Genomic DNA, 21,625 nt, shown 5'->3' on the forward strand with positions numbered 1-21,625 from the left:
CTCCTTATAAAGAGTTAAAAGAACAGTTTTCCTATTTGGAATACTAAAGTAGACGCTATATAAGGTATAACTAAAAGTAATCCAATTACAAATCCTGTAAACTTATATCCGAACTCTTGCTTTATAGCTCCTAAAGTTACTACACAAGGAACTACTAGTAAAATATACACCATAAATGAATAAGCTCTTAGTGGTGCTAAATTATCTGTCCATAAAGCTTTCGTTGCCGCTACAACTCCACTTCCTTCTTCCTCTATCTCTTCCGCATCAGGTACTGTAAATAATCCACCAATATCAAAACTTAAAACTCCTACAACAGAATCTTTTATTGCTATTCCTAACCCAACAACTTGCTCAACTGTATCCTCTACAAATGTTGTTTCTTCCATCTCTTCCGCTTCTATAACATCTTCAGCTGATTCATCACCTACTAAAACTTGAGCCATAAATCCTACAACAATCTCTTTAGCAGCTAAGCTCGGTGGAATTGCGGCTACTGTTTCCCATCTATTTGCAAAACCTGTAGGTTGTAAAATTGGTTGGAACGTTTTTCCAAATTTGGCCATATAAGAATTTGATGTATCTCCATGATTTGGGAAGTATGTCAATGCCCATAAAATCATCAACATTCCCATGATAATTGTTGTTGCTTTTTTTAAGTATGATCCAGTTCTAGTTAAAGTTGATTTTAAAATAACTCTTAAACTTGGCACTCTATAAGGTGGTAATTCTATAAGTAATGCTCTTCCTTCAGATTTAAACATTTCAAAATTCTTTAAAACCAACCCTGTTAATATTGCTACAACAATTCCTAAAACATATAACGACATTACAACTAATCCAGCTTTAGCTCCAAAGAACGCCGCTGTAAATAACCCATATACAGGAAGCCTTGCTCCACAAGACATGAACGGTGCCATTGCTGCGGTCAATCTTCTTGATGAATCATCCTCTAAAGTTCTTGTTGCATATATTGCTGGTACAGTACATCCAAATCCAAGAACCATCGGAACAAACGCCTTACCATTTAATCCTAATTTTGTCATTATCTTATCCATAAGGAAAGCAACTCTAGACATATATCCACTTTCCTCAAGTAAAGCTAAGAAGAAGTATAAATAAAGCATTAATGGAACGAATACAACTACTCCACCTACTCCACCTAATATACCATCCATAACTAATGATGCTAACCAATCTGGGGTATTTTCATCTATTAACAACCCTACATATTTCCCTATATAGTCACTTACAAATCCATCTACCCAATCAATCAATGGTGCTGAACCATTAAATACAGTTCCCATCAATCCAACTATAATTAAGAAGAAGATTGGTAATCCCAAATATTTATTTAGTAAAACTCTATCAACTTTATCAGTGAAATCTAATCTAGATTTTATTGATGTTGTAAATGTTTTTGCTAAAATACCCTTTACAGTTCCATATCTACCTTCTGCGAATATAGTTTCTATATCCTCATCATGATCATCTTCTAATTGCTTCGTTCTCTTTATTATTTCAGAATCTAATTCATATCCATACTCTGATTTTAATATCTCTATTAAATGAGAATCTTGCTCTAATAATTTGATTGCTAAAAAATCCTCTCCGAATTTTTTTGATGCTTTGATTAACTTTTCATTACAATTAATATCACACTTTATTTTTTCAATTGCATCTTGTAAACAACTATCAAATAAAAGAGTGTATTTCTTATACTCTTTTTTTGCTTTTGCTATCTCTAAAGCTTTATCTAATAGTTCCTGTAAACCTGTTCTTTTTGTTGCTGATGTCATAACAACATCCATTTCTATCATATCTGTAAACTTTTTCATATCTAACTTATAGTTTAATTTTTCAAATTCGTCATAGAAATTCAATGCCATTACCATTGGTTTCTCTAACTCTTTCAATAACATTGTTAAATATAAATTTCTCTCTAAGTTTGTTGAATCAACTATATTTATGATTACATCCGGTTTTTCATTTATTATAAAATCTCTTGTTATTGTTTCTTCTAAAGTATAAGGACTTAAACTGTATACTCCAGGTAAATCTATACACTGAATTCTCTCTCCGTTATAATCAAATTCAGCTTCTTTTTTCTCAACTGTAACACCTGCCCAGTTCCCAACCTTTAGATTAGAACCTGCTATTGCGTTTATCAATGCTGATTTCCCTACATTTGGATTTCCTGTAAATGCTATTTTTATCATCTCTATCTCCTATCCGTCTATCTCTATTTCAATATTTTGTGCATCTTGTTTTCTTATAGCGATGTTTGTTGATTTTACAATAAACTCTTGTGGATCTCCTAGGGGCGCATTTCTTTCTAATTTAATAATCTCACCGTTAGTTACTCCCATGTCAACTAACCTTTTTTTCAATTCGCCAATTTTCCCAATTTTGACGATTTTTGCTGATTCTCCTCTTTTTAATTCTATTAACTTCATTCAAGCCTCCCAACTCATTAGTCATAAATATATTTTGAAACACAAAGTATATTTGGAAAAATTTAAATCACAGGATAATCCTGTGATTTATTCTTACTCATTTCCTATTATTATTTTGTTTGCCAACCCAAAATTTAATACATACTTCGTTTCATTTATTTTAACAATATAATTACTTTGATCATCTCTAAGTAAACATATTTTATTTCCTATACAAAAACCTTTTTCTGTCAGTCTACTCTTATCTTTGTCTCTACCTTTTATCTCTTTTATAACAAACTCTTTATTTTGTTCTGCAAAAACTAATGGCGTCATAGAATAAACCTCCTAGTAATAATTTCCTATCTATACTAGAATTATATTCTATGCAGTAACATTTGTCAAGAATAAAACTTTGATTATTAAAGTTTTATTTATGCAAACAGATCTTTAATGCTATGTAACATAACACTTCTTATATTTGGACTATCCTTTGATAACTCCTCTATCATCTTCTTAACTTTTAAACGTTTAGAGTTATCACTTGTTTCATAAGGGCAATCATTATGAAGAATTGGTAATCCTAATTTCTTAGCATACCTAATTGTTTCTTTCTCTTCAACATATGCAAGAGGTCTTATTACTCTCAATCCATATTCTTCAGAATCATAAGCAGGTTTCATAACTCCCATATTTCCTTGATATAAAACATTTAATAAAAATGTTTCTACAATATCATCCTTATGATGTCCTAAAACAAGTTTATTTATATTCTGTTCTTTCATAGCTTTATATAAAATCCCTCTTCTTACTCTAGCACACATAAAACATGGATTTTTTAATTCAGCATTTGTTAAAATACTTTCTCCTATCGATGTTTCTATAACCTGTAACTCTGTTCCTAGCTTTCTGCAATACTCTTGTATATCTCCATATTTCCCTCCCTCTTCAACAGGGTGGATGTGAATCGGAAATATTTCAAACTTTATTCCTGATATTTTTTGAATTCTTATTAAAGCATTTAGCACAGTTAAGCTATCCTTTCCTCCTGAAATACCTATAGCTACTCTATCTCCTTCTTCAATCATATTATAATCATGCATAGCTTTTCCTATTGGACTCCATAAAGTCTTTTCAAAACCTTTATCTTGTATAAAAGCTAAAATCTCCTTCTCATCTAATTTATTTAATGAGATTTTTAGTCCTGTTTGTTTATATATTTTATCTATTAATTTTATTATTTTATTTTGTGAATATGAAATCTCTATCTTGATTTCCTCTTTTGAATTAGTTACTAAAACCTTATCTTCTTGTACTTCAAATGTGTATGCTTGAAAGACATATCCATTTAAATCTTTTATATTATCTATCTTTAACACTTTTCTATTCTCCTTTTCCCGTTTCAGATACATATCCTAATACATAATCTAAATTTATATTTTTCATTGAATTAAATATACTTTGCTTTATTTGTGGATTAGTTTTTTCTAACGTTGCTAAAAGATTTTTGATCTCTTTTCTCTTTGAATCAACTTTTCCTGATTCAATTGGACATCCACAAGCCATTGCTGCTATTTCATTCTTTTTAGTAAAATTGATAATATCTTGTTCTTTTATATAAATCAACGGTCTTATCAACTCCATCTTTCCACTTGTCGATTTCACCTTAGGTATCATTGTTTTTACAGTTCCTGCATAAAACATATTTATCATTGCTGTCTCAACCATATCATCAAAATGATGTCCTAAAGCTAGTTTATTATATCCCAACTCCTCAACCTTGTTATAAAGAACACCTCTTCTCATCTTTGCACATAAGAAGCATGGACTATCAGGTGATGATTCAAATGCTATCTCCCAAACATTAGCATCAAATATCTCACATGGGATTCCTAACTCTTCTAAATTTACTTTAAATTGCTCTAAGTCCATTGATCCAAATCCAGGATTCATAGATATAAAAGCCACCTCAAAATTTTTACTTCTATCTTTTTTTAACTCTTGGAATAGTTTCGAAAGTAGCAAGCTATCTTTTCCTCCAGATACCCCTACTGCGATTTTATCTCCATCTTGAATCAAATCAAAATCTTTTATAGCTTTCATAAATTTAGACCATATTTTTTTTCTGTATGCAGTTCTTATAGAGTGCTCAACCATATCTTTTTTCGTTTCAAAAACTTTTTCTTCCATTTTCCCTCCAATTAAATTCTATAGGTTTTCATTCCATTATACCATGCTTGCAAAAAAATTAACAATTCTTTTTTTTTGTGTTAAAATGTTCTTAATCTTAATTTATGAGGTGAATAAAATTTATGAATAAAATAGAAACTGCTGTTTTAGACTTTCTAAAAAGCGGAATGGTTTATAGTGATGGTGCCATCATGAAAAACCTTGGTATCAATGAATTAGAGTTAGAAAACATCTATAATTCTCTTACAAAACAAGGGTATTTAGAAAGTTATGAAGATTTTCTAAAAAGAAATCCCGACTATGAAAAGGGAGAGGAGGAACACTCTTGTGGGGGATGTAGCTCTGGAGGATGTTCTTCTAGCGGTTGTAGCTCTGGGGGATGTTCTTCAAAAGATGACGATATCGACTACTCTAAAATTAAAGTTTTAACAGAAAAAGCTTTTATCTATTCTTACTAAAAAAAGGAGGGCAATAAATTTTGTCCTCCTTCTTTTAAAATATTTTATTCAATTTTGATCCACCACTTATTTGAACATCCGCCACTACTTTAGAAATCTCATTTGATAACTCCTCCATAGAAACCTCATATCTGAAAAACCAATAAAAATTGTATCCCGGTGATGACGTTATACAAATCGCTTTCAACTTAAACAATTTAAAACTAAAGGTATCCAATGTTCCTAGTTGAAAAAGTGGTATTGAAAATATCTTTATTCTATTTCTTAATTTAAAAACACTAATCAAACGAGTATTTGTTATTAAAAATGAATTTATTTTATTGTCATATGCTGTATAAAGAGTTTCATTTGGATATATTATATCTTTATTGTCTGGATTTCTTAAAAAGTTAATGGTGTTAACTTTTTTCATTTTACTCATCGGCACTAAAAGAAACATAAGAATAACTTTGATTCCTGTAAGCATAGATTTAACTCCTTTTAAATTTTATATTCTATTCTTACTCTCTTCAATCTTCGTTTCTTTTTTAGAATTTAAAAAATTATACTTTCTAACAAAGCTTGTTCTTCCTCATCTAAATATGCATTCTCCAGTAACTCTTCTGCCCATGAATATTTTTCTTTTATGCTATTTAATATATATATTGCTGTTACTTTTACTATCGGAGTTTCACTCCACATAGCTCCACTTAAAAATCTAAAATCATTTTCTTTTGATCTCTTTATATTTTTCAAAAGTTCTATACAACTATCACATAAAAATATACATCTATCATAATCTGGTTCATCTTTTGACGGCGGAACTTCAAAAACAGACAATTTAACTCCTATCGCCTCACACAATTCACACTTTGATTTTGATCTTCTAGCCAAATTTTTTCCAAATCCAGAAACTATACTCAATCTCTCCTGATGCTTATCAAACCCTTTTGCCACAATATATCCTCCTAATTTTATTTTTTTCTAAAAGTCCAAGCCAATACTCTACTTATTTTTTGTCCCTGAGTCATCTCTAATATTTTACAATTAGCACCTAATTTTTCAAGAATTTTCACTGTTGGTTTTATGTTATCTTTATTCGAAATCAAACTTGTAAAATAAAATACTTGAGATGCAAATATCGCACTCTCCTTTGCCATTTTCTTCAAGAAAAGACGTTCGCCTCCTGGACACCATAATTCAGCTTTCTGTCCACCAAAATTCAAACCTTTTTTTATATCTTTATTACCTTTATTTAAATTATCAACTTTTCTTTTATTTGCTTTTAAGGCGTCTTCAAGTGATGAATGAAATGGCGGATTACACATTGTCAAATCAAATTTATCCTCACTTTCAATAATCCCTATAAAAATATGATTTTTATCTTTTTGAAGTTTCAAAGTAACTTTGTTTTTTAAGTTTTCATTTAAATCAACTATTTTTTGAGCATTTTCTATAGATTTTGGATCTATATCCGATGCAACATAGTTCCAATCATAAGTTTGGCTTCCTATTATAGGATATATACAGTTTGCTCCCGTTCCTATATCAAGTACTCTTACATCTTTCTTTTTTAATAGTAACTCTGCGATATAATGGATATAGTCAGCTCTCCCCGGAATTGGAGGACATAAAAATCCATCTGGAATATTCCACTCATCTACATTATAATAAGTTTTGATCAATGCTTTATTAAGACTTATAACCGCTTTATTATCACTAAAGTCAATGGTTTCTTCTCCTATCGGATTTTTTATTACAAATGATTTTAACTCTGGTAAGTTTTCTTTTAAGCTTTTAAAATCATATCTTCCTTTATGTGGATTATTAGGATGTAATTCTCCTTTTTTTATATCTTTTTTCAATACCAACATTCTCCTTTTAACTTTTGTTTTAAATTAGTTTAACATTTTTAATTTTAATAAGCAATAAAAGAGGTCTTATCAAAAAGAATTACTTTTCTCTTTTGATAAAACCTCTCATTTTCTCACTTTAGATTGAACTAGCTTCTGTAACTGAAATTTTATTTTTTATTTTCGGTGTACTTGCTTTATTTAAAAAATACCCTATTGTAGAATTCGTTAATCCAATCAATAGAAGAGTTATTCTTCCAAAAGTAGGATTAGGTATAACTACCAGCATTGATAGTATTATTCCAAAAGCAAATATAAGCTTTCCTAATATACTTCTTTGAGTATTGTCTAACTCATTTTCATCTGATTGTACTGCTATAACCTCTGTCGAAATATTATTGAAGAATTTATTATAAGATTCCTCTCTCTCTTTTGACTTGAATCCTTTAAAGAATAACTTCGTCGACATAAAGAATCCACAAGTTATTGTTAACTGAGCCCCTAAACCAACAACAATCTCCAAATCTTTTGCTTCTCTAGCTGTAAACGGAACTACTAAATTAAGTGTGTTCGCTACCCAAATTGGATTATATAATTTCATAACTGCAAACGAAACTATGAATCCTACTACTACAGTTGCCCAACCAGCCCAATCTGGAGTCTTCTTCACAACATAACCTAATAATCCTGGAATTAAAATTGGTAAATCTAATAGCGTTCCAATCATAAGAGTTATTGTAAATAAACTCAGGTTATTAAATTTATTTAATATTAAAGCGATTGAAATTATCATCACTCCAAAGAAGAATGTTACAATTTTACTAACTGACATCATCTGTTTTTCTGTCGCATTTTTATTTACAATTGGGCAGTAGAAACTTTTAATTACTATTCCGGCATTTCTATTTAATGCCGAGTCCATAGATGACATTGTCGCTGCGAAGATTCCCGACATCATAATTCCAGCCATTCCTGCAGGCATCTCTTTCTTTATAAACGCTAAGTAAACACCATTTGTTATAGATTTTCCTAGAGTTGATAACCCCCAAGTAGTTACATCTGGATTAAAGGCTGACATATACCAAACTGGTAAGAACCACACTAAAGGTCCTATCAGCATCAAACCTAGTGCCAATAAAGCTCCTTTTTTTGCATTTTTAGTATCCTTAGCAGAGAAGAATCTATATGCTCCACCTGTTAAACTACTTACACTGAAGAACTGTTTACAGAAAATCATTATAAACCAAATTGCAAATAACCAAACGTAGTTTATATCTGGACCAACTATTTTATTAGTTGGAAGTCCCATATTTAAAATATTGAAGAACCCTCCACCTTTTATCGATGCAACTATAGCACAAGCTACCGTTCCTACCATTAAGATAATCATCTGCATAAAATCAGATGCTATTACAGCCCATGCTCCACCTGTCAGAGACATAAATAATACAACTAATCCTGTTACTAATATAGTAACATCTATCGAAACTTCAAATACAGCACTTGCAAATATTGCTAGCGCATTCAACCAAACACCTGCCGAGATTATATTCGGTAACATAATCGCCCACGTAAAAGCTTGTTCACTCGTATTTCCAAATCTCATTCTTATTCCTTCTATCGGAGTTGCAATTCTTAATTGCCTCGCTTTAGGTGCAAACCATAAGAAACAAGTTAAATATCCTAATGCATTTGCATAAAATACAACAACTGGACCAATACCTTTTGTAAATGCATCCCCTGCCATTCCTGTAAAAGTCATAGCGCTAAATTGAGTCATAAAAGCCGTTCCTCCTACCATCCACCACAACATTTTCCCACCACCAGAGAAATAGTCACTTGTAGAATTCGAAGCATGCTTTTGGAAGAAATATCCTATTGCCATCATAAACATAAAGTAAATTACAATTACTAATATATCTATTTTCATTACTTTCCTCCCTTATCACCTAATAAGATTATTTCACTATAAGCTTTAAATAGAGGTCCTACTCCTTTAGGGTCATCAGATCCAACTTTTTCAGAAATATAGTATTCAAAACTTCCATTTCTATCTCCATTAAATGGTATAAGTCCATTTAAACCAGCCATTATACATATGTTTCCTAACTCTAACTTTCCATCTTTTTCTTTTAAATTATTTGCAATAACTGCATCGAAAGCTTTTTTTCCTTTTTCTAAATAAGACTCATCAACTAGATTCAATCTATTTCCTTTTAATAATGAATATGCAAACATCAGTGTAGCTGAAGTTTCTAAGTAGTTTCCTTCTTTTCCTTCTAAAGCCATAACTTGATACCATAACCCTGACTCATCTTGATATTTTACAACTCCCTCCATAAGCTCTACATATAACTTTGCAAGTTCATTTTTATATGAGTTAAATGTCACATCATCAATACCTTCAATAACATCAACTAAAGCCATAGCATACCAACCAACTGCTCTTGCCCAGAAGTTTTTTGATTTTCCTGTTTCTTTATCTGCCCAATTCATAGTTTTTGTTTCATCAAAACCATGGAAGTATAATTTTCTATCATCACAGAATAGATTTTTTCTTACATTTTTAAATTGATTTAAAACATCCTTTAAACCATTTTCATCGTGTTTTTCATTTGAATAGATTGCAAGAAATGGTTGGGCCATATATAGTCCATCTAACCAAACTTGATAAGGATATCTTCCTTTATGCCAGAAATTCCCCTCCAATGTTCTTGGGTGAATATTCAGCAAATACTTTACACTTTCAGTAGCTTTTTCATATTTTACATCGTTTGTTTCTTTGAATGCTGTAAATAAAACTCTTCCTGAGTTTATATTGTCAATATTATATTCCACTGGATTTAAATCTGCTATCTTTCCATTTTCATCAATTCTTTTATCTAAATAATTTAAAATAAATTCTAAATATTTTTTATCTTTTGTAGCCTTATATAATGCTTCTGCTCCTATTAATATGCAACCATCTTCATAATTCCATTCAGTCTTATATTCTTTATAACTCCCTAAGTAAGACTCTATGTAGTTTTCAATTTGTAACCTTTTCATGATTAGATGTTCCCTCCGTGTTCTCTATTTAATTTTATTATTTAAATTTATTTTTTGTTCCCCTATTAGCTTTTAATAACTTTCATTATTGTATACTCTTGTGAAGATTGTATACGATTTTGTGTTTAGTATACATTTAAAATAAATTATTGTCAATTGTTTTTTTCTAATAATTTTATAAAAAGCAACAACTTTTATTCACTATATATTTTTTTTAACCTAAAACAGAACACTATACCATCTAAAAAACGAAGGTAAATAAAAAAAGGAAAGTTCTACGAACTTCCCTTTAAATCAAACATCTTTATCTAAGAAATCATGTATCCTAGTATAATATTTACAATATAACCAAGTTACCAACAAAAAGATTGTCGACACTAAAATGACCTCAAAACTTACAGTTTTATTTTTTATCGATATTAACAAACCTAAAATAAATATTATGTAATACAGAACTGAAAATCGCCTTAAAACTTCATATAAAATCTCCGAAATAACCTTTAAAACCGAAATCATTCCAACCGTTACTTTTTTCAATACCATAATTACCCCCTTTATGATTTGAATTCTAATAAAAGTTTACCTCGTTTTTTTCTTGTTTTCAAATTCACTTTGTTTATACTTACTATTGACACTATTTCTTTTCAGGATTATAATCAAGTTAACATTTACCTAAGGAGCGATTTATGAATAAAAAAGTAGAATATGTTAAAGGTCAATTTAATTGTGCTGAAAGTATCATTGCATCTTTCAATAAAAATAACGGAACAAATATTCCTATAGCTTTAGGAAGCGGTATGGGGACTGGTGTTACTGTTGGTAGCCTTTGTGGAGCTGTGAATGCTGCTGTTCTTATTATTGGTTTTTTAAAAGGTAGAGAAACTTATTTAGAGGAAAATAAGGCTAGAGCGCTTTCTAATCAACTTTTAAAAGAAATCAAAGAAAAATATAATTCTGAATTATGTATTGAATTGAAAAAATCTGGTACTAGTTGCCAAGAGATAGTAGCTTATACCTACGAAAAATTAGAAGAAGTTTTAAAATAAAACAAGGAGTAGATTTTCATCCACTCCTTGTTTTTTTATCTAATTTGCTATTTTTTCTTTTAGCATATCTACTCCAGCTTCAACCTTTTCTTTAGCCGCATCAACACCATCGTCAACTTTTTCTTTAGCCGCATCTCCTACTTTTTCTAATTCAGCACCTATTTTCTCAGTAGTTGTATCAACACTTTGTGCTGCTGTTTCTACATTTTGCTTTACATCCTCTTGAACAGTTGCCTCTACTGCTGCAGCTTTTTCCTGTGCTGCTGGAGCTTCTATTACTGGTGCCTCTGGAGCAGGTTTAGCTTCTTGCTTCTCTCCTGAACAAGCAACCATAAGTACACTTATACCTAATAATGCTAACATAGTTATTTTTTTCATTTTAATTCCTCCTCAAAACGAATTAAGATATTGTTATCTTATTGTTAATAACGAAGTCTCATTTTCCTTCTTTATTTCACAATTTTTTTTATATATTTTTTCATATCAAACTTTTTTTCCAAGCCAGAACTATTCATATATCTAACTTTTCCAAAAATTTTTCTTTCCTTCCAAGCTCTATCATGTTTTCCAAAACACCACGCTACCCCAGCATAAGAATTAGGATCTCTTCCATCATATAAATATTTATTATTTAAATTTATCGCTATCTCATATGCTTCTTGAGGAGAGCCAACCCATTCTAATAGCTTTTTGCACCAGTACATTCTCATATAGCTTTCCATATATCCTGTATCTACCATCTGTTTTTGTGCTGAATTCCAATAAATATCATGAGTTTTATAATTTTCTAATTCTTCTAAAGAGTATAAGTAATCTCTTTGATCCTTTAAATGCTTTTCCATTGTTTCATAAGCCCATTTATAAGTAATCCCATCCCAAGCATCATACTTTAAATTATAGTATACAAAATTTATAGCTAATTCTCTTCTTATAAAAAGTTCTTCTAAAAATTTATCTTTTTGAATCTCTAATTCTTTGATTTTTTTTAGCGCACTCCATATTTGAAGAGGTGATATCTGTCCAAAATGTAAATATGGAGAAAGTTTAGAGCTCCAATCGTTATCAGGTCCTTTAAGTGAATAAAACTCTAATTTTTCTTCTATAAATTTTTCCAACACTTTTTTAGCTTCTATTTCTCCTCCAATAAAATCTCCATCTAACCTAGCTTTATTTTGAGGAAGATAAATTTGCGACTGATCCATTTTCTTTAATTTATTATTTATCAACTCATTATAAGCAAACTTTATAACTATTTTATAATCAGATTCTTTTAAATATCTTTCTTTGACTTTTTTATATTTATCCCTAAATGTTTTTGCGCTATATTCTTCTTTAAAACTTACAACTTCTACAGGTACAACAACATTATTTTCAACTTCAATTATAGTTAAATCCAATTTTTTTAAAATTTTTTCTCGAATATCTCTTTGATATCTCAGATAACTTTTATCCCAAATTAAAGTTCGAGCATCCTTGGAAATTTTTAGCATATTTTTTTCTAAATCTCCTTCTAACAAAACAAACTGAACACCATATCTTTCCAAAGTATCACGAACGTCCTTTAGTCCTTGAAGCATAAATTTAAAATGTCTTTCAGATGCTTCTGGATAATTTTTTATATAGTTAAATATAACATAAAGTGGTAACTTCGATTCATTTGCGACTTCAATAGCTTTTTCTAAAGAAAAATTATATTCTATCCTTTGAGTCTCTTGCATCCAATAAATTATATATTCCCCTTTTTTCTCTTTATTTATTTTTAAATATTTAACTCTCTCTTTATCCATAAAACACCCTCCTAACTAAATAATAGCTTTTAATTTTTCAAATAATTCTTTAGGAAATTTCGAGATTTTTTTTAATACATAATTAAAACCTACGATTAGTGTTGAACCCTCTATTACTATATCACCATTTTCATTTGCAACCTGATAAAAAAAATCTATTGAAGCCTTTTTAAGCTCAACTCTTACAATTCTTACTTTCAATTTCTCTCCCATATAAACTTCACCTTTATAATAAACATGAGCATCCTTTTGAATTGTACCAATACCATCTATTACATTCATTTCATCTCCACCCAACGCCTTAAAAAGATTTATTCTTGCCTCTTGAAACAAAAGAAGAGCTCTTTCATTTCCCATATGACCACCGTAATTTATATCTGATACTGTTACTTTATAATCTATTTCAAACATTATTTATACTCCTTTTTTCTTTTTTTTCATTATAACAATATTTCTTCTAATTTGTTAATTTTCTTTTTTATATGGTATAATTAAGATCATAATTTAGAGGTGTCTTATGTTCGAATTGGCAAGTAAACTATTTAATACTCTCGGCTATATTATAGCTATCGCGTTTTTCTTTTCTCGATTCAAAAGTGCCAAAAATATTTTTGTAAGAGAAAAACATACAAAAAAAGATACAATACTTCTTTCAATTGTTTTTTCTAGTTTAGCTATTTTAGGAACTTATATTGGAGTCGATTATAAAGGTGCAATTGCAAACACTAGAAACATCGGAGTCATTGTTGGTGGTATGCTTGCAGGCCCTGAGGTTGCTATTATCTCGGCTATTATTGCTGGTATACACAGAGCTTCTATCGGAGTTAGTCAACTTACTGCAATTCCATGCTCTATTGCAACAGTTTTAGGTGGATTTATTACTAGCTACCTCTACAAAAAATCTAACTCTAACAATCGTTCTTTTCTAGGCTTTTTCGCAGGTGTTTTCGTTGAAAACCTTAGTATGCTACTAATATTAGTTCTTTCTAGTAATAAAATTTTAGCTATGGATATCGTTAAAAATCTTTATCTTCCAATGATATTTATAAATGGAATAGGTGTCGCAGTCATAATCATAATAACCGAAGAAATTTTAGAAGAGAAAGAAAGAGAAGCGGGAACACAAGCTAAATTAGCTCTCGAAATCGCCAACAAAACTCTTCCGTTCTTTAAAAAAGGAGAATCTCTCGATAGTGTTTGTAAAATTTTACTTGAATCATTAAAAGCTGAAACTGTTGTTATCACTGATAAAAATTTTATAATAGCAAACGCTTTTAAAAATAAAGATTTTTGTATAAAAAATCAAAGTATTCAAAGTGATGCTACTAAAAAAGTTTTATCTTCTGGTGAAGTTTTAATTTTTGATAGAAACAGTGAACTAAATGATTTCTGGTACTCTGAAAAAGGTATAAAATCTTGTATTATTACCCCTCTTTTTCAAGATGAAAGAGTATCCGGTACTTTGAAAATATACTTTAATAATGAAGAAAATATTACTGCTAGAAAAAAATATTTAGCTATTGGCCTTTCTCAACTTATCTCTAGTCAACTTGAAATAAGTAAATTAGAAAATTTGAAAGCCATGGCCAGAGATGCTGAACTAAAAGCTCTACAAGCACAAATAAATCCACATTTTCTATTTAATGCTCTCAATACAACAGCTTCATTTGTTAGATTTAATCCCAGTAAAGCAAGAGAGATTATTATTGATTTATCCACTTATCTTAGATACAATTTAGAAAATACAGATAGACTTGTTCCTTTAGAAAAAGAGTTAGAACAAGTTAAAGCTTATATAAATATAGAAAAAGCAAGATTTCAAGATAGAATTGAAGTAATTTATAACTTTGATCAAAATTTAGATAACTTAAAAATACCTAGTTTAACCATTCAGCCACTTGTTGAAAACAGTATAAAACACGGATTATTAAAAAGAAATGGTTCTGGAAAAGTTAAAATTACTATAAAAAAAATGTATTTAAAATGTTTAATCTCCGTAGAGGATGACGGTATTGGAATTGATCCAGAAATAATCAAAAATATAAATAATAAAATTGAAAAAAATATAGGTTTAAAAAATGTTCATAATCGTTTAAAACTTATCTATGGTAAAGGATTAAATATAGAACGTCTAAGTAACGGAACAAAAATTTCATTCTATATTGACCAGGAGGAACAATGATTAAATGTGTAATTGTTGAAGATGAATTTCCCGCTAGAGAGGAATTAAAATTCTTTATTAACAGTAATACCAATTTTCAAATTGAAAAAGAATTTGAAAATCCAATAGATGCTTTGAAATATATTGAGGCAAATGAAGTAGATGTCGTATTTCTAGATATAAATATGCCTGAATTAGACGGTATGACTCTGGGAAAGATAATCCATCGAGTCAATAAAAATATAAAATTAGTCTTTATTTCTGCCTATAAGGATTTTGCTGTAGAAGCTTTTGAAATAAAAGCTTTTGATTATATTTTAAAACCATATTCAGAAGATCGGATAATAACTCTTCTTGAAAATATTGTAGAAAAAATTAAAAAAATTGATTCCCCTCCTAAAGACTATAATATAAAAAAAATAACTGTTAATTCCGATTCAAAAATGTTAGTAGTTTCAACTGATAATATTTTATACATTGAAGCAGATGAAAAAGAAACAAATATTTTTATGAAAGAAATAATGTATACATCAAAATTAAAAATTTCTCAATTAGAAAATATTCTTTCTGAAGAATTATTTTTTAGATGCCATCGTTCATATATTGTAAATATCGATAAAATTATCGAAGTAGAACCTTGGTTTAATGGCACTTATATTTTAAAAGTTTCAAATTCTAATTTCAAAATTCCTGTAAGTAGAAATAAAGTCAAAGAACTCAAAGAAATTTTAACTATAAAATAAAAAATCTCTCCTAAATTAGAGAGATTTTTTATTTATTACTTTTTTATTTTTTTTAAGAATAATCCTAATGCCACTACTGCCCCCGCTATTCCAACTACATAACCTATAGTTTCTGATAATCTAAATCCTTCTGGTGCTATCAGTATGTATGTTGTAACTACCGCAGTCATAAATGTCGCCGGTATAGTTGCTATCCAATGATTTTTTTCTCCTTTAGCTAAATATACTGCTCCAGCCCATAATGCTATCGTTGCTAAAGTTTGGTTTGACCATGCAAAATATCTCCAAATAATTGCGAAATCTATAAAACATAAACCAATTCCTACTGCAAATAGTGGTATTGCTATCATAAATCTATTTTTTATTGGTCCTTGCTTGTAGTCAATTGCATCTGCTATTGCTAATCTTGCACTTCTAAATGCTGTATCTCCTGATGTTATTGGACAAGCTACAACTCCTAATAATGCTAAAGCTCCCCCAACTTTTCCTAATATACTATTTGATATTGTATTTACTACAACTCCTGCTGGTCCTGCATTCATAAGTCCTTCAGTTCCACCAAAGAATGACATTGCTGCCGCTGCCCAAACAAGTGCAATAACACCCTCTGCTATCATTGATCCATAAAATACTCTTCTTCCCTCTTTTTCACTCTTCATACATCTAGCCATAAGAGGTGATTGTGTTGCATGGAATCCAGAAATCGCTCCACACGCTATTGTTATAAATAGATATGGATAGATTGATGTTCCTTTAGGATGTAAGTTTACTAATGAAATCTCTGGTATATTATATCCTTGGAAGATTAGTCCTCCACCAATACCTATTCCCATAATAATCAATGAAGCTCCAAATATTGGATATATTTTTCCTATTAATTTATCAACAGGTAAAACTGTGGCAAGCATATAATATGCAATTATTATTGCTACCCATGTTAAAGTTCCTATACTTGTCATGCTTGCTAATATTCCGGCTGGTCCATTTACAAATACAACTCCAACAAGTACTAATAATACAACTGAAAATACTCTCATAAGTTTTTTTGCATTGTCACCCAAGTAATGCCCTACAATTTCCGCTATAGTTGCTCCATCGTGTCTCACCGAAAGCATTCCTGATAAATAATCATGTGTTGCTCCCGCAAAAATACATCCAAATACAATCCATAGAAAAGCTGCTGGTCCCCAAAGCGCTCCCGCTACTGCTCCAAAGATAGGTCCTAATCCAGCTATATTTAAAAACTGAATTAAAAATGCTTTTTTCCAATCTAATTCAACATAATCAACTCCGTCTGCTAGACGAACTGCAGGAGTTTCCTTATCACTAATACCAAATACTTTCTCTACATACTTTCCATAGATTGCATAACCTAAAATTAACGCTATCAACGATCCTATAAAACTAATCATCTTAAACCTCCACACTCTGATATTTTTTCTAATATATTATAATTGTTTTTTATCAAAATGTATTTTTTTTGGAATAAAACGACTATTTATAAACTTAAATTGTATTTTTATATACTTAAATACCTTTTTTTGTTTTTAAAAGTTTCAATGTTGTTGTTGTGAATGCAGTTATGCTTATCAATGGAGCCACGATTATCCCTATGATAGGAATAAAATATATCAAAGTAAATATTCCACCTCCAATTGTAAATACGATCTTATTTTGCCATATAAAATCTGAACTTTCCTCTGCTGACATCTTGTGTCTTTCAAGTGTATAATCAACAAAATTATACGATATAAAGTAACTTTGAATAATATAAATTAAAATCGGTACGATTATATTTATAACAGGAATAAATCCCAATAAAATAACTATACTCGTAAAAAAAAATTCTTTAAAAAAACTTTTACCCGCAATTTTTATTCCCCTTAATATAAAAAACAAATTTTCTTTGACCGTGAATTTATACACAACTCCCTCTTCGTAGCATTCAATCTTTTCGGATATATAACTAAAAAAAGGTGCTAATATTGCCAATAAAATCGTTTTAAAAAAGAAATACTCTACTGAAATCATAATCGTTCTTATTAAAAAGATAAACAACCATCTTACTATTCTAGAATATTCTTGAAAATCAAAAACATTACTTACTTCTTTGAATATCCAATCCCCTATATATCCAGAAATCCAATAAAAAAATAAAAGTAATAATACGCCTACAAATCCTCCAACCAAATATCCCCATCTTAACCCTAATTCTTTTATTAATTTAGGCGCTTTCAAATAACCGTCTAATAATATTCTTATCTTTTCCACTTCTCTCTCCTCTAAATAAGTTTATAAATTAATTTACAACAACTTGTATATCTATCTTTCAAAATAAAAAAAGGCTTTAAAGCCTTTTTTATTTTTGATATATATTAATTTCTACTCTTCTATTTAACGCCTTTCCATCAACTGTCGCATTTGAAGCTACTGGATTTCTATCCCCATAACCAACACTTGAAATTCTACTCGGTGATACTCCCTGTGTTGCTAAATAATTTGCTACACTTTGTGCTCTTTGTAATGAAAGATTTAAATTAGAATTTGGATTTCCCGTATTGTCTGTATATCCAGAAATTTGGATTTTTGTATCAGGATATCTATTCATGATATCCGCAATAGAATTTAACGGTGCATAGAATCCTCCGTTTAAGACAGAACTTCCACTTTTAAATGAAGATTCACCAGGTAATCTTAAATTTATATTGTCTTTATTATTTGTTACTGTTATATTTGTACTATTTAGAGCATTTATAAACTCTTTGTATTGAGCATCTTTGTAAGCTCCCCAACCAAGTCCTGCTAAAGCACCTATTCCAGCACCTATAAGCGTTCCCTTTGTATCTTTTCCTACTAATTGACCTATCAGTGCTCCTGCTGCTGCACCTTTTACAGTTCCACTAGTTTTTTTATCTGCAGTACTACAAGCCCCTAAAAGAGATGTCGTCAGTAGTAACATAGCTATTGTTTTCTTGTTTCTCATTTTGTTCCTCCTATTTTGATACTTCTTATATTATCTAATATATAAAGGAACATGTCAAGAATTCTATGTTACTTTTCTAACTAACTTGATAATTACTTTGCACTTAATGCAGCCATTGTTATATAGTTATATGGTTGATTAAAATGAGGTAAGAAGAATATATCTAATAATTTAATTTTATCTATAGTCACTTTCTCTTGAATAGCAAGTGAGAACATATGAATTCCCATTGATATATCTTGTCTTGAAGCCATTTGAGCTCCTAGTACTCTTCTTGTATTTTTATCATAAACTATTTTTAAGAATACAGTATCATTATCATGTTCGATAAATCCAGGTTTTTGTAAATCTGCAAACTCAGTTGCAATTGCATCATATCCTAAAGCTTTTGCTTTCTCTAAAGTTAATCCTGTTGAAACCATATTTAACCCATATATTGAGATTCCATTCGAACCTTGAACTCCAATACTTTCTAATTTAGTTCCACACACGTTATGAGCTGCAACGATACCTGAACGAACCGCATTTGTTGCTAAAGCTATGTAGTTTGTATCTTCGATTGAGTTGTCATAAACTGTAGCACAATCTCCAATTGCATAAACATCTTCTAAACTTGATTTTTGAGTTAAATCTACTCTGTAAGCTCCATTTCTAAATAACTCTAACTTTTCTTTTCCTAAGATATTATTTGGTACAAAACCAACAGCTAAAATAACCATATCAGCTTTGTAAGTTTTCTTGTCTGTTACAACTTCCTCAACTTTTCCATTTCCTTTGATCTCTAATACTTTCTCTCCAAAGTTTACATTAACTCCATTTTTTACCATATTTTCTTTCATCATCTCTCTGAATTCAGAATCATAGTAACCTGATAAGCAACTGTCACTTAAATCAACTAGCTCTACATTCTTTCCACATCTTTGGAAAGCTTCAGCTAATTCAACACCAATATACCCTGCTCCAACTACTACTATATTTTTTAACTCTTTATTTTCTAATTTTTTTATTACATCTTCAGCATGTTGATATAGTTTTACGAATTGAACATTTTCTAAATCTTTTCCAGGAATTGGTAAATCTATTGGTAACGATCCTGTTGATAATATTAATTTATCATAAGATTCTACTATCTCATTTCCATTCTTATCCATTCCATAAACAACTTTATTATCAAAATCTACTCTTTTTATCTCTGTTTCCATATGAACTTTAGCACCATTACATTCTAATTTTTCTTGTGAAGAGTAGAATAATCCTTCAGGTCCTGAAATTTGCTTTCCTATCCATAAAGCCATTCCACATCCTAAAAAGCTAATGTTTGAGTTTTTGTCAAATACTACCACCTCTTGATTTGGGTAGTTCGATAAGATTGTGTTAATTGCTGCTGTTCCAGCGTGATTTGCTCCTACTACTACTATTTTACTCATAATTGCCTCCTAAAATTCATTTTATTTGATATATATTCAATCAAAGTATACCTTTTTAGTATTCTGAAGTCAATTGTTTTTACGATTAAAATATGACCTTGAATTCATTTTTTTTTAATCAAAATAAAAACGAGGATGTTTTTTTATCCTCGTTAATTCTTTTATTTTTATATGTACTCTTTAAATTTTTCAAATGCTCTCATATATATTTTCATAGCTAATTTTATGTCTTCTAACACGATATACTCATTCGGTTGATGCTCTGTTTTTGGGCTATTTGGTAAAACTGCACCAAATGCTACACAGTTATTTATTGCTCTTGCATATGTAGCTCCCCCTCCAGCTATCGGTCTAGAAATTAAATCTCCTGTCACTTCTTGATAAGCTGACATCAATGTTTTTACTAAACTAGAATCTAGAGGTGTATATATTGATTTCAAATAATCATGTGCCTGATATCTAAATCCATAATCAGAAGCCTTTTTAGTTATTGTTTCTATTATATTTTCTACACTATACGTCACCGGTATTCTCATATCAATACATAAAATTTCTTCTTTCTCTGTAAATTCGATTTTACCAATATTAAATTTTAACTCTCCTGAATGTTCATCTTTAATCTCTCCAAAAATAGGTTCTGCAAAATTATAACCAATAATATTTTCCACTATAAATTTACCAGATTTTGTATTTTGTCCACTTTCATTCAAAGCATGCATATATCTATTGATTGCATTTACACCTGTTTCAGCTACTTGAGCATGAACACTTTTTCCAATTATTTCAACGCATCCATTTTTTTCTAAATACTCGTAATTCAATTTTTCTAATGTCTCTATAAGACCTTTTGAGTTTTCAACTGTAATCGTCGAAGGAACCGAGTTAAATGCATCTCCACCTTTAAATATCATTCCACTTTCATTTTCAGCGATAAGCTTACATTGCAACAAACCCTTTTCTGCATATATCAATGGAAATTTAGAATCTGGTGTAAACCCTACTGTAGGCATCTCCTCTTTTTCTACATATTTAGGCATATCTCTCCATAGATTTTCTTCATCTGTACCAAAGATAAATCTTACTCTGTAATCTAATTCAAATCCAGTTTCTAATAAAATTTTCAGAGCATATATAGCAGCTAATGTAGGCCCCTTGTCATCTTGAGCTCCTCTTCCAAAATATTTCCCATCTTCAATTTTTGGTTCAAATGGCGGATTTTTCCATTTTTTCAAATCACCTGGTGGAACTACATCCAAGTGTCCTAAAACACCTACTAATTTTTCTCCATCTCCAATTTCAGCATAACCATAATACCCTTCTGGATCAATAAAAGTTTTAAAACCTAACTCCTCACATATTTTCAAAGTTTCCTCTAATACATTTTGTATATCTTCTCCAAACGGATAACCACTTTTATCTTCTTTTAAGAAGCTGGGGATTTTTACTATTTTATTTAAACTTTCTATAAACTCTGGAAATTTTTCATCTAATTTTTTATACTTCAACGCTCTCTCC

General features: G+C 30.0%; 23 protein-coding genes. 4 read left to right on the forward strand and 19 right to left on the reverse strand.

What is annotated here, in order from left to right; all coding sequences use genetic code 11:
- Positions 1 to 14: 14 nt before the first annotated feature.
- The 5 genes from feoB to L988_RS03380 all read right to left on the reverse strand — a co-directional run bounded on the left by feoB (position 15) and on the right by L988_RS03380 (position 4,625).
- A complete protein-coding gene (gene feoB, locus L988_RS03360; RefSeq protein WP_047381582.1) occupies positions 15 to 2,219 on the reverse strand; it encodes a ferrous iron transport protein B in 2,205 nt (734 codons plus the stop codon).
- Between the two features lie 9 nt (positions 2,220 to 2,228).
- A complete protein-coding gene (locus tag L988_RS03365; protein WP_047381583.1) occupies positions 2,229 to 2,456 on the reverse strand; it encodes a ferrous iron transport protein A in 228 nt (75 codons plus the stop codon).
- A 93-nt stretch (positions 2,457 to 2,549) separates the two neighbouring features.
- On the reverse strand, positions 2,550 to 2,771 hold the full coding sequence (locus L988_RS03370; RefSeq protein ID WP_047381585.1) for a FeoA family protein: 222 nt from the start codon (positions 2,769 to 2,771) through the stop codon (positions 2,550 to 2,552).
- Between the two features lie 98 nt (positions 2,772 to 2,869).
- On the reverse strand, positions 2,870 to 3,814 hold the full coding sequence (locus L988_RS03375; protein WP_231549755.1) for an ATP-binding protein: 945 nt from the start codon (positions 3,812 to 3,814) through the stop codon (positions 2,870 to 2,872).
- Between the two features lie 4 nt (positions 3,815 to 3,818).
- Positions 3,819 to 4,625 carry an ATP-binding protein gene (locus L988_RS03380; RefSeq protein WP_047381587.1) on the reverse strand — a complete coding sequence of 269 codons (807 nt, stop codon included), beginning with the start codon at positions 4,623 to 4,625 and terminating at the stop codon, positions 3,819 to 3,821.
- A gap of 122 nt (positions 4,626 to 4,747) precedes the next feature.
- Between L988_RS03380 and L988_RS03385 the strand changes: the two genes are divergently transcribed.
- Complete coding sequence (locus L988_RS03385) at positions 4,748 to 5,083, forward strand: hypothetical protein (protein WP_047381588.1); 336 nt, start codon at positions 4,748 to 4,750, stop codon at positions 5,081 to 5,083.
- A gap of 34 nt (positions 5,084 to 5,117) precedes the next feature.
- Here L988_RS03385 and L988_RS03390 read toward each other — a convergent pair whose 3' ends face one another.
- From L988_RS03390 to L988_RS03415, 6 genes are all read right to left on the reverse strand, one after another.
- Positions 5,118 to 5,549: a hypothetical protein gene (locus L988_RS03390; protein WP_047381589.1), complete on the reverse strand. Its 432-nt coding sequence runs from the start codon at positions 5,547 to 5,549 to the stop codon at positions 5,118 to 5,120.
- Positions 5,550 to 5,617: 68 nt separating this feature from the next.
- Positions 5,618 to 6,019: a PhnA protein gene (locus L988_RS03395; protein WP_047381591.1), complete on the reverse strand. Its 402-nt coding sequence runs from the start codon at positions 6,017 to 6,019 to the stop codon at positions 5,618 to 5,620.
- 17 nt (positions 6,020 to 6,036) lie between these two features.
- Positions 6,037 to 6,927 (reverse strand): 23S rRNA (adenine(1618)-N(6))-methyltransferase RlmF, encoded by an 891-nt coding sequence (rlmF, locus tag L988_RS03400; protein WP_197053380.1) that lies wholly within the window; start codon positions 6,925 to 6,927, stop codon positions 6,037 to 6,039.
- A gap of 127 nt (positions 6,928 to 7,054) precedes the next feature.
- Positions 7,055 to 8,845 (reverse strand): transporter, encoded by a 1,791-nt coding sequence (locus L988_RS03405; RefSeq protein ID WP_047381594.1) that lies wholly within the window; start codon positions 8,843 to 8,845, stop codon positions 7,055 to 7,057.
- Positions 8,845 to 9,963 carry a glycoside hydrolase family 105 protein gene (locus tag L988_RS03410; RefSeq protein WP_052191663.1) on the reverse strand — a complete coding sequence of 373 codons (1,119 nt, stop codon included), beginning with the start codon at positions 9,961 to 9,963 and terminating at the stop codon, positions 8,845 to 8,847. The genes L988_RS03405 and L988_RS03410 overlap by 1 nt, the downstream gene beginning before the upstream one ends.
- Positions 9,964 to 10,257: 294 nt before the next feature.
- Positions 10,258 to 10,506 carry a hypothetical protein gene (locus tag L988_RS03415; protein WP_047381597.1) on the reverse strand — a complete coding sequence of 83 codons (249 nt, stop codon included), beginning with the start codon at positions 10,504 to 10,506 and terminating at the stop codon, positions 10,258 to 10,260.
- A gap of 143 nt (positions 10,507 to 10,649) precedes the next feature.
- On the opposite strand from L988_RS03415, the gene L988_RS03420 reads away from it, so the two are divergent.
- Positions 10,650 to 11,009, forward strand: a complete 360-nt coding sequence (locus tag L988_RS03420) for a C-GCAxxG-C-C family (seleno)protein (protein ID WP_047381599.1) — start codon at positions 10,650 to 10,652, stop codon at positions 11,007 to 11,009.
- 39 nt (positions 11,010 to 11,048) lie between these two features.
- Here the strand turns inward: L988_RS03420 and L988_RS03425 are convergent, their stop codons facing one another.
- The 3 genes from L988_RS03425 to L988_RS03435 all read right to left on the reverse strand — a co-directional run bounded on the left by L988_RS03425 (position 11,049) and on the right by L988_RS03435 (position 13,207).
- Positions 11,049 to 11,387 (reverse strand): hypothetical protein, encoded by a 339-nt coding sequence (locus L988_RS03425; protein WP_047381601.1) that lies wholly within the window; start codon positions 11,385 to 11,387, stop codon positions 11,049 to 11,051.
- Positions 11,388 to 11,458: 71 nt separating this feature from the next.
- Entirely contained in the window at positions 11,459 to 12,796 is a 1,338-nt protein-coding gene (locus L988_RS03430) for a deoxyribodipyrimidine photo-lyase (protein ID WP_047381603.1), read from the reverse strand.
- 15 nt (positions 12,797 to 12,811) lie between these two features.
- Positions 12,812 to 13,207 (reverse strand): thioesterase family protein, encoded by a 396-nt coding sequence (locus tag L988_RS03435; protein WP_047381607.1) that lies wholly within the window; start codon positions 13,205 to 13,207, stop codon positions 12,812 to 12,814.
- Positions 13,208 to 13,313: 106 nt separating this feature from the next.
- Here L988_RS03435 and L988_RS03440 point away from each other — a divergent pair, with 106 nt between their 5' ends.
- Both L988_RS03440 and L988_RS03445 read left to right on the forward strand, forming a co-directional pair.
- Complete coding sequence (locus L988_RS03440) at positions 13,314 to 14,978, forward strand: LytS/YhcK type 5TM receptor domain-containing protein (protein WP_047381609.1); 1,665 nt, start codon at positions 13,314 to 13,316, stop codon at positions 14,976 to 14,978.
- Positions 14,975 to 15,700: a LytTR family DNA-binding domain-containing protein gene (locus tag L988_RS03445; protein ID WP_047381612.1), complete on the forward strand. Its 726-nt coding sequence runs from the start codon at positions 14,975 to 14,977 to the stop codon at positions 15,698 to 15,700. The genes L988_RS03440 and L988_RS03445 overlap by 4 nt, the downstream gene beginning before the upstream one ends.
- A 35-nt stretch (positions 15,701 to 15,735) precedes the next feature.
- Here L988_RS03445 and L988_RS03450 read toward each other — a convergent pair whose 3' ends face one another.
- From L988_RS03450 to L988_RS03470, 5 genes are all read right to left on the reverse strand, one after another.
- Positions 15,736 to 17,112 carry a carbon starvation protein A gene (locus tag L988_RS03450; RefSeq protein ID WP_047381614.1) on the reverse strand — a complete coding sequence of 459 codons (1,377 nt, stop codon included), beginning with the start codon at positions 17,110 to 17,112 and terminating at the stop codon, positions 15,736 to 15,738.
- A gap of 115 nt (positions 17,113 to 17,227) precedes the next feature.
- On the reverse strand, positions 17,228 to 17,971 hold the full coding sequence (locus tag L988_RS03455) for an EI24 domain-containing protein (protein WP_047381615.1): 744 nt from the start codon (positions 17,969 to 17,971) through the stop codon (positions 17,228 to 17,230).
- 88 nt (positions 17,972 to 18,059) lie between these two features.
- Complete coding sequence (locus tag L988_RS03460; protein ID WP_047381616.1) at positions 18,060 to 18,683, reverse strand: OmpA family protein; 624 nt, start codon at positions 18,681 to 18,683, stop codon at positions 18,060 to 18,062.
- 92 nt (positions 18,684 to 18,775) lie between these two features.
- Complete coding sequence (nox, locus tag L988_RS03465) at positions 18,776 to 20,110, reverse strand: H2O-forming NADH oxidase (RefSeq protein ID WP_047381619.1); 1,335 nt, start codon at positions 20,108 to 20,110, stop codon at positions 18,776 to 18,778.
- A 167-nt stretch (positions 20,111 to 20,277) separates the two neighbouring features.
- Complete coding sequence (locus L988_RS03470) at positions 20,278 to 21,615, reverse strand: Sapep family Mn(2+)-dependent dipeptidase (protein ID WP_047381620.1); 1,338 nt, start codon at positions 21,613 to 21,615, stop codon at positions 20,278 to 20,280.
- Between the last annotated feature and the right edge of the window lie 10 nt (positions 21,616 to 21,625).

The sequence above is a fragment of the Cetobacterium sp. ZWU0022 genome, assembly GCF_000800875.1.
Taxonomy (GTDB): Bacteria; Fusobacteriota; Fusobacteriia; order Fusobacteriales; family Fusobacteriaceae; genus Cetobacterium_A.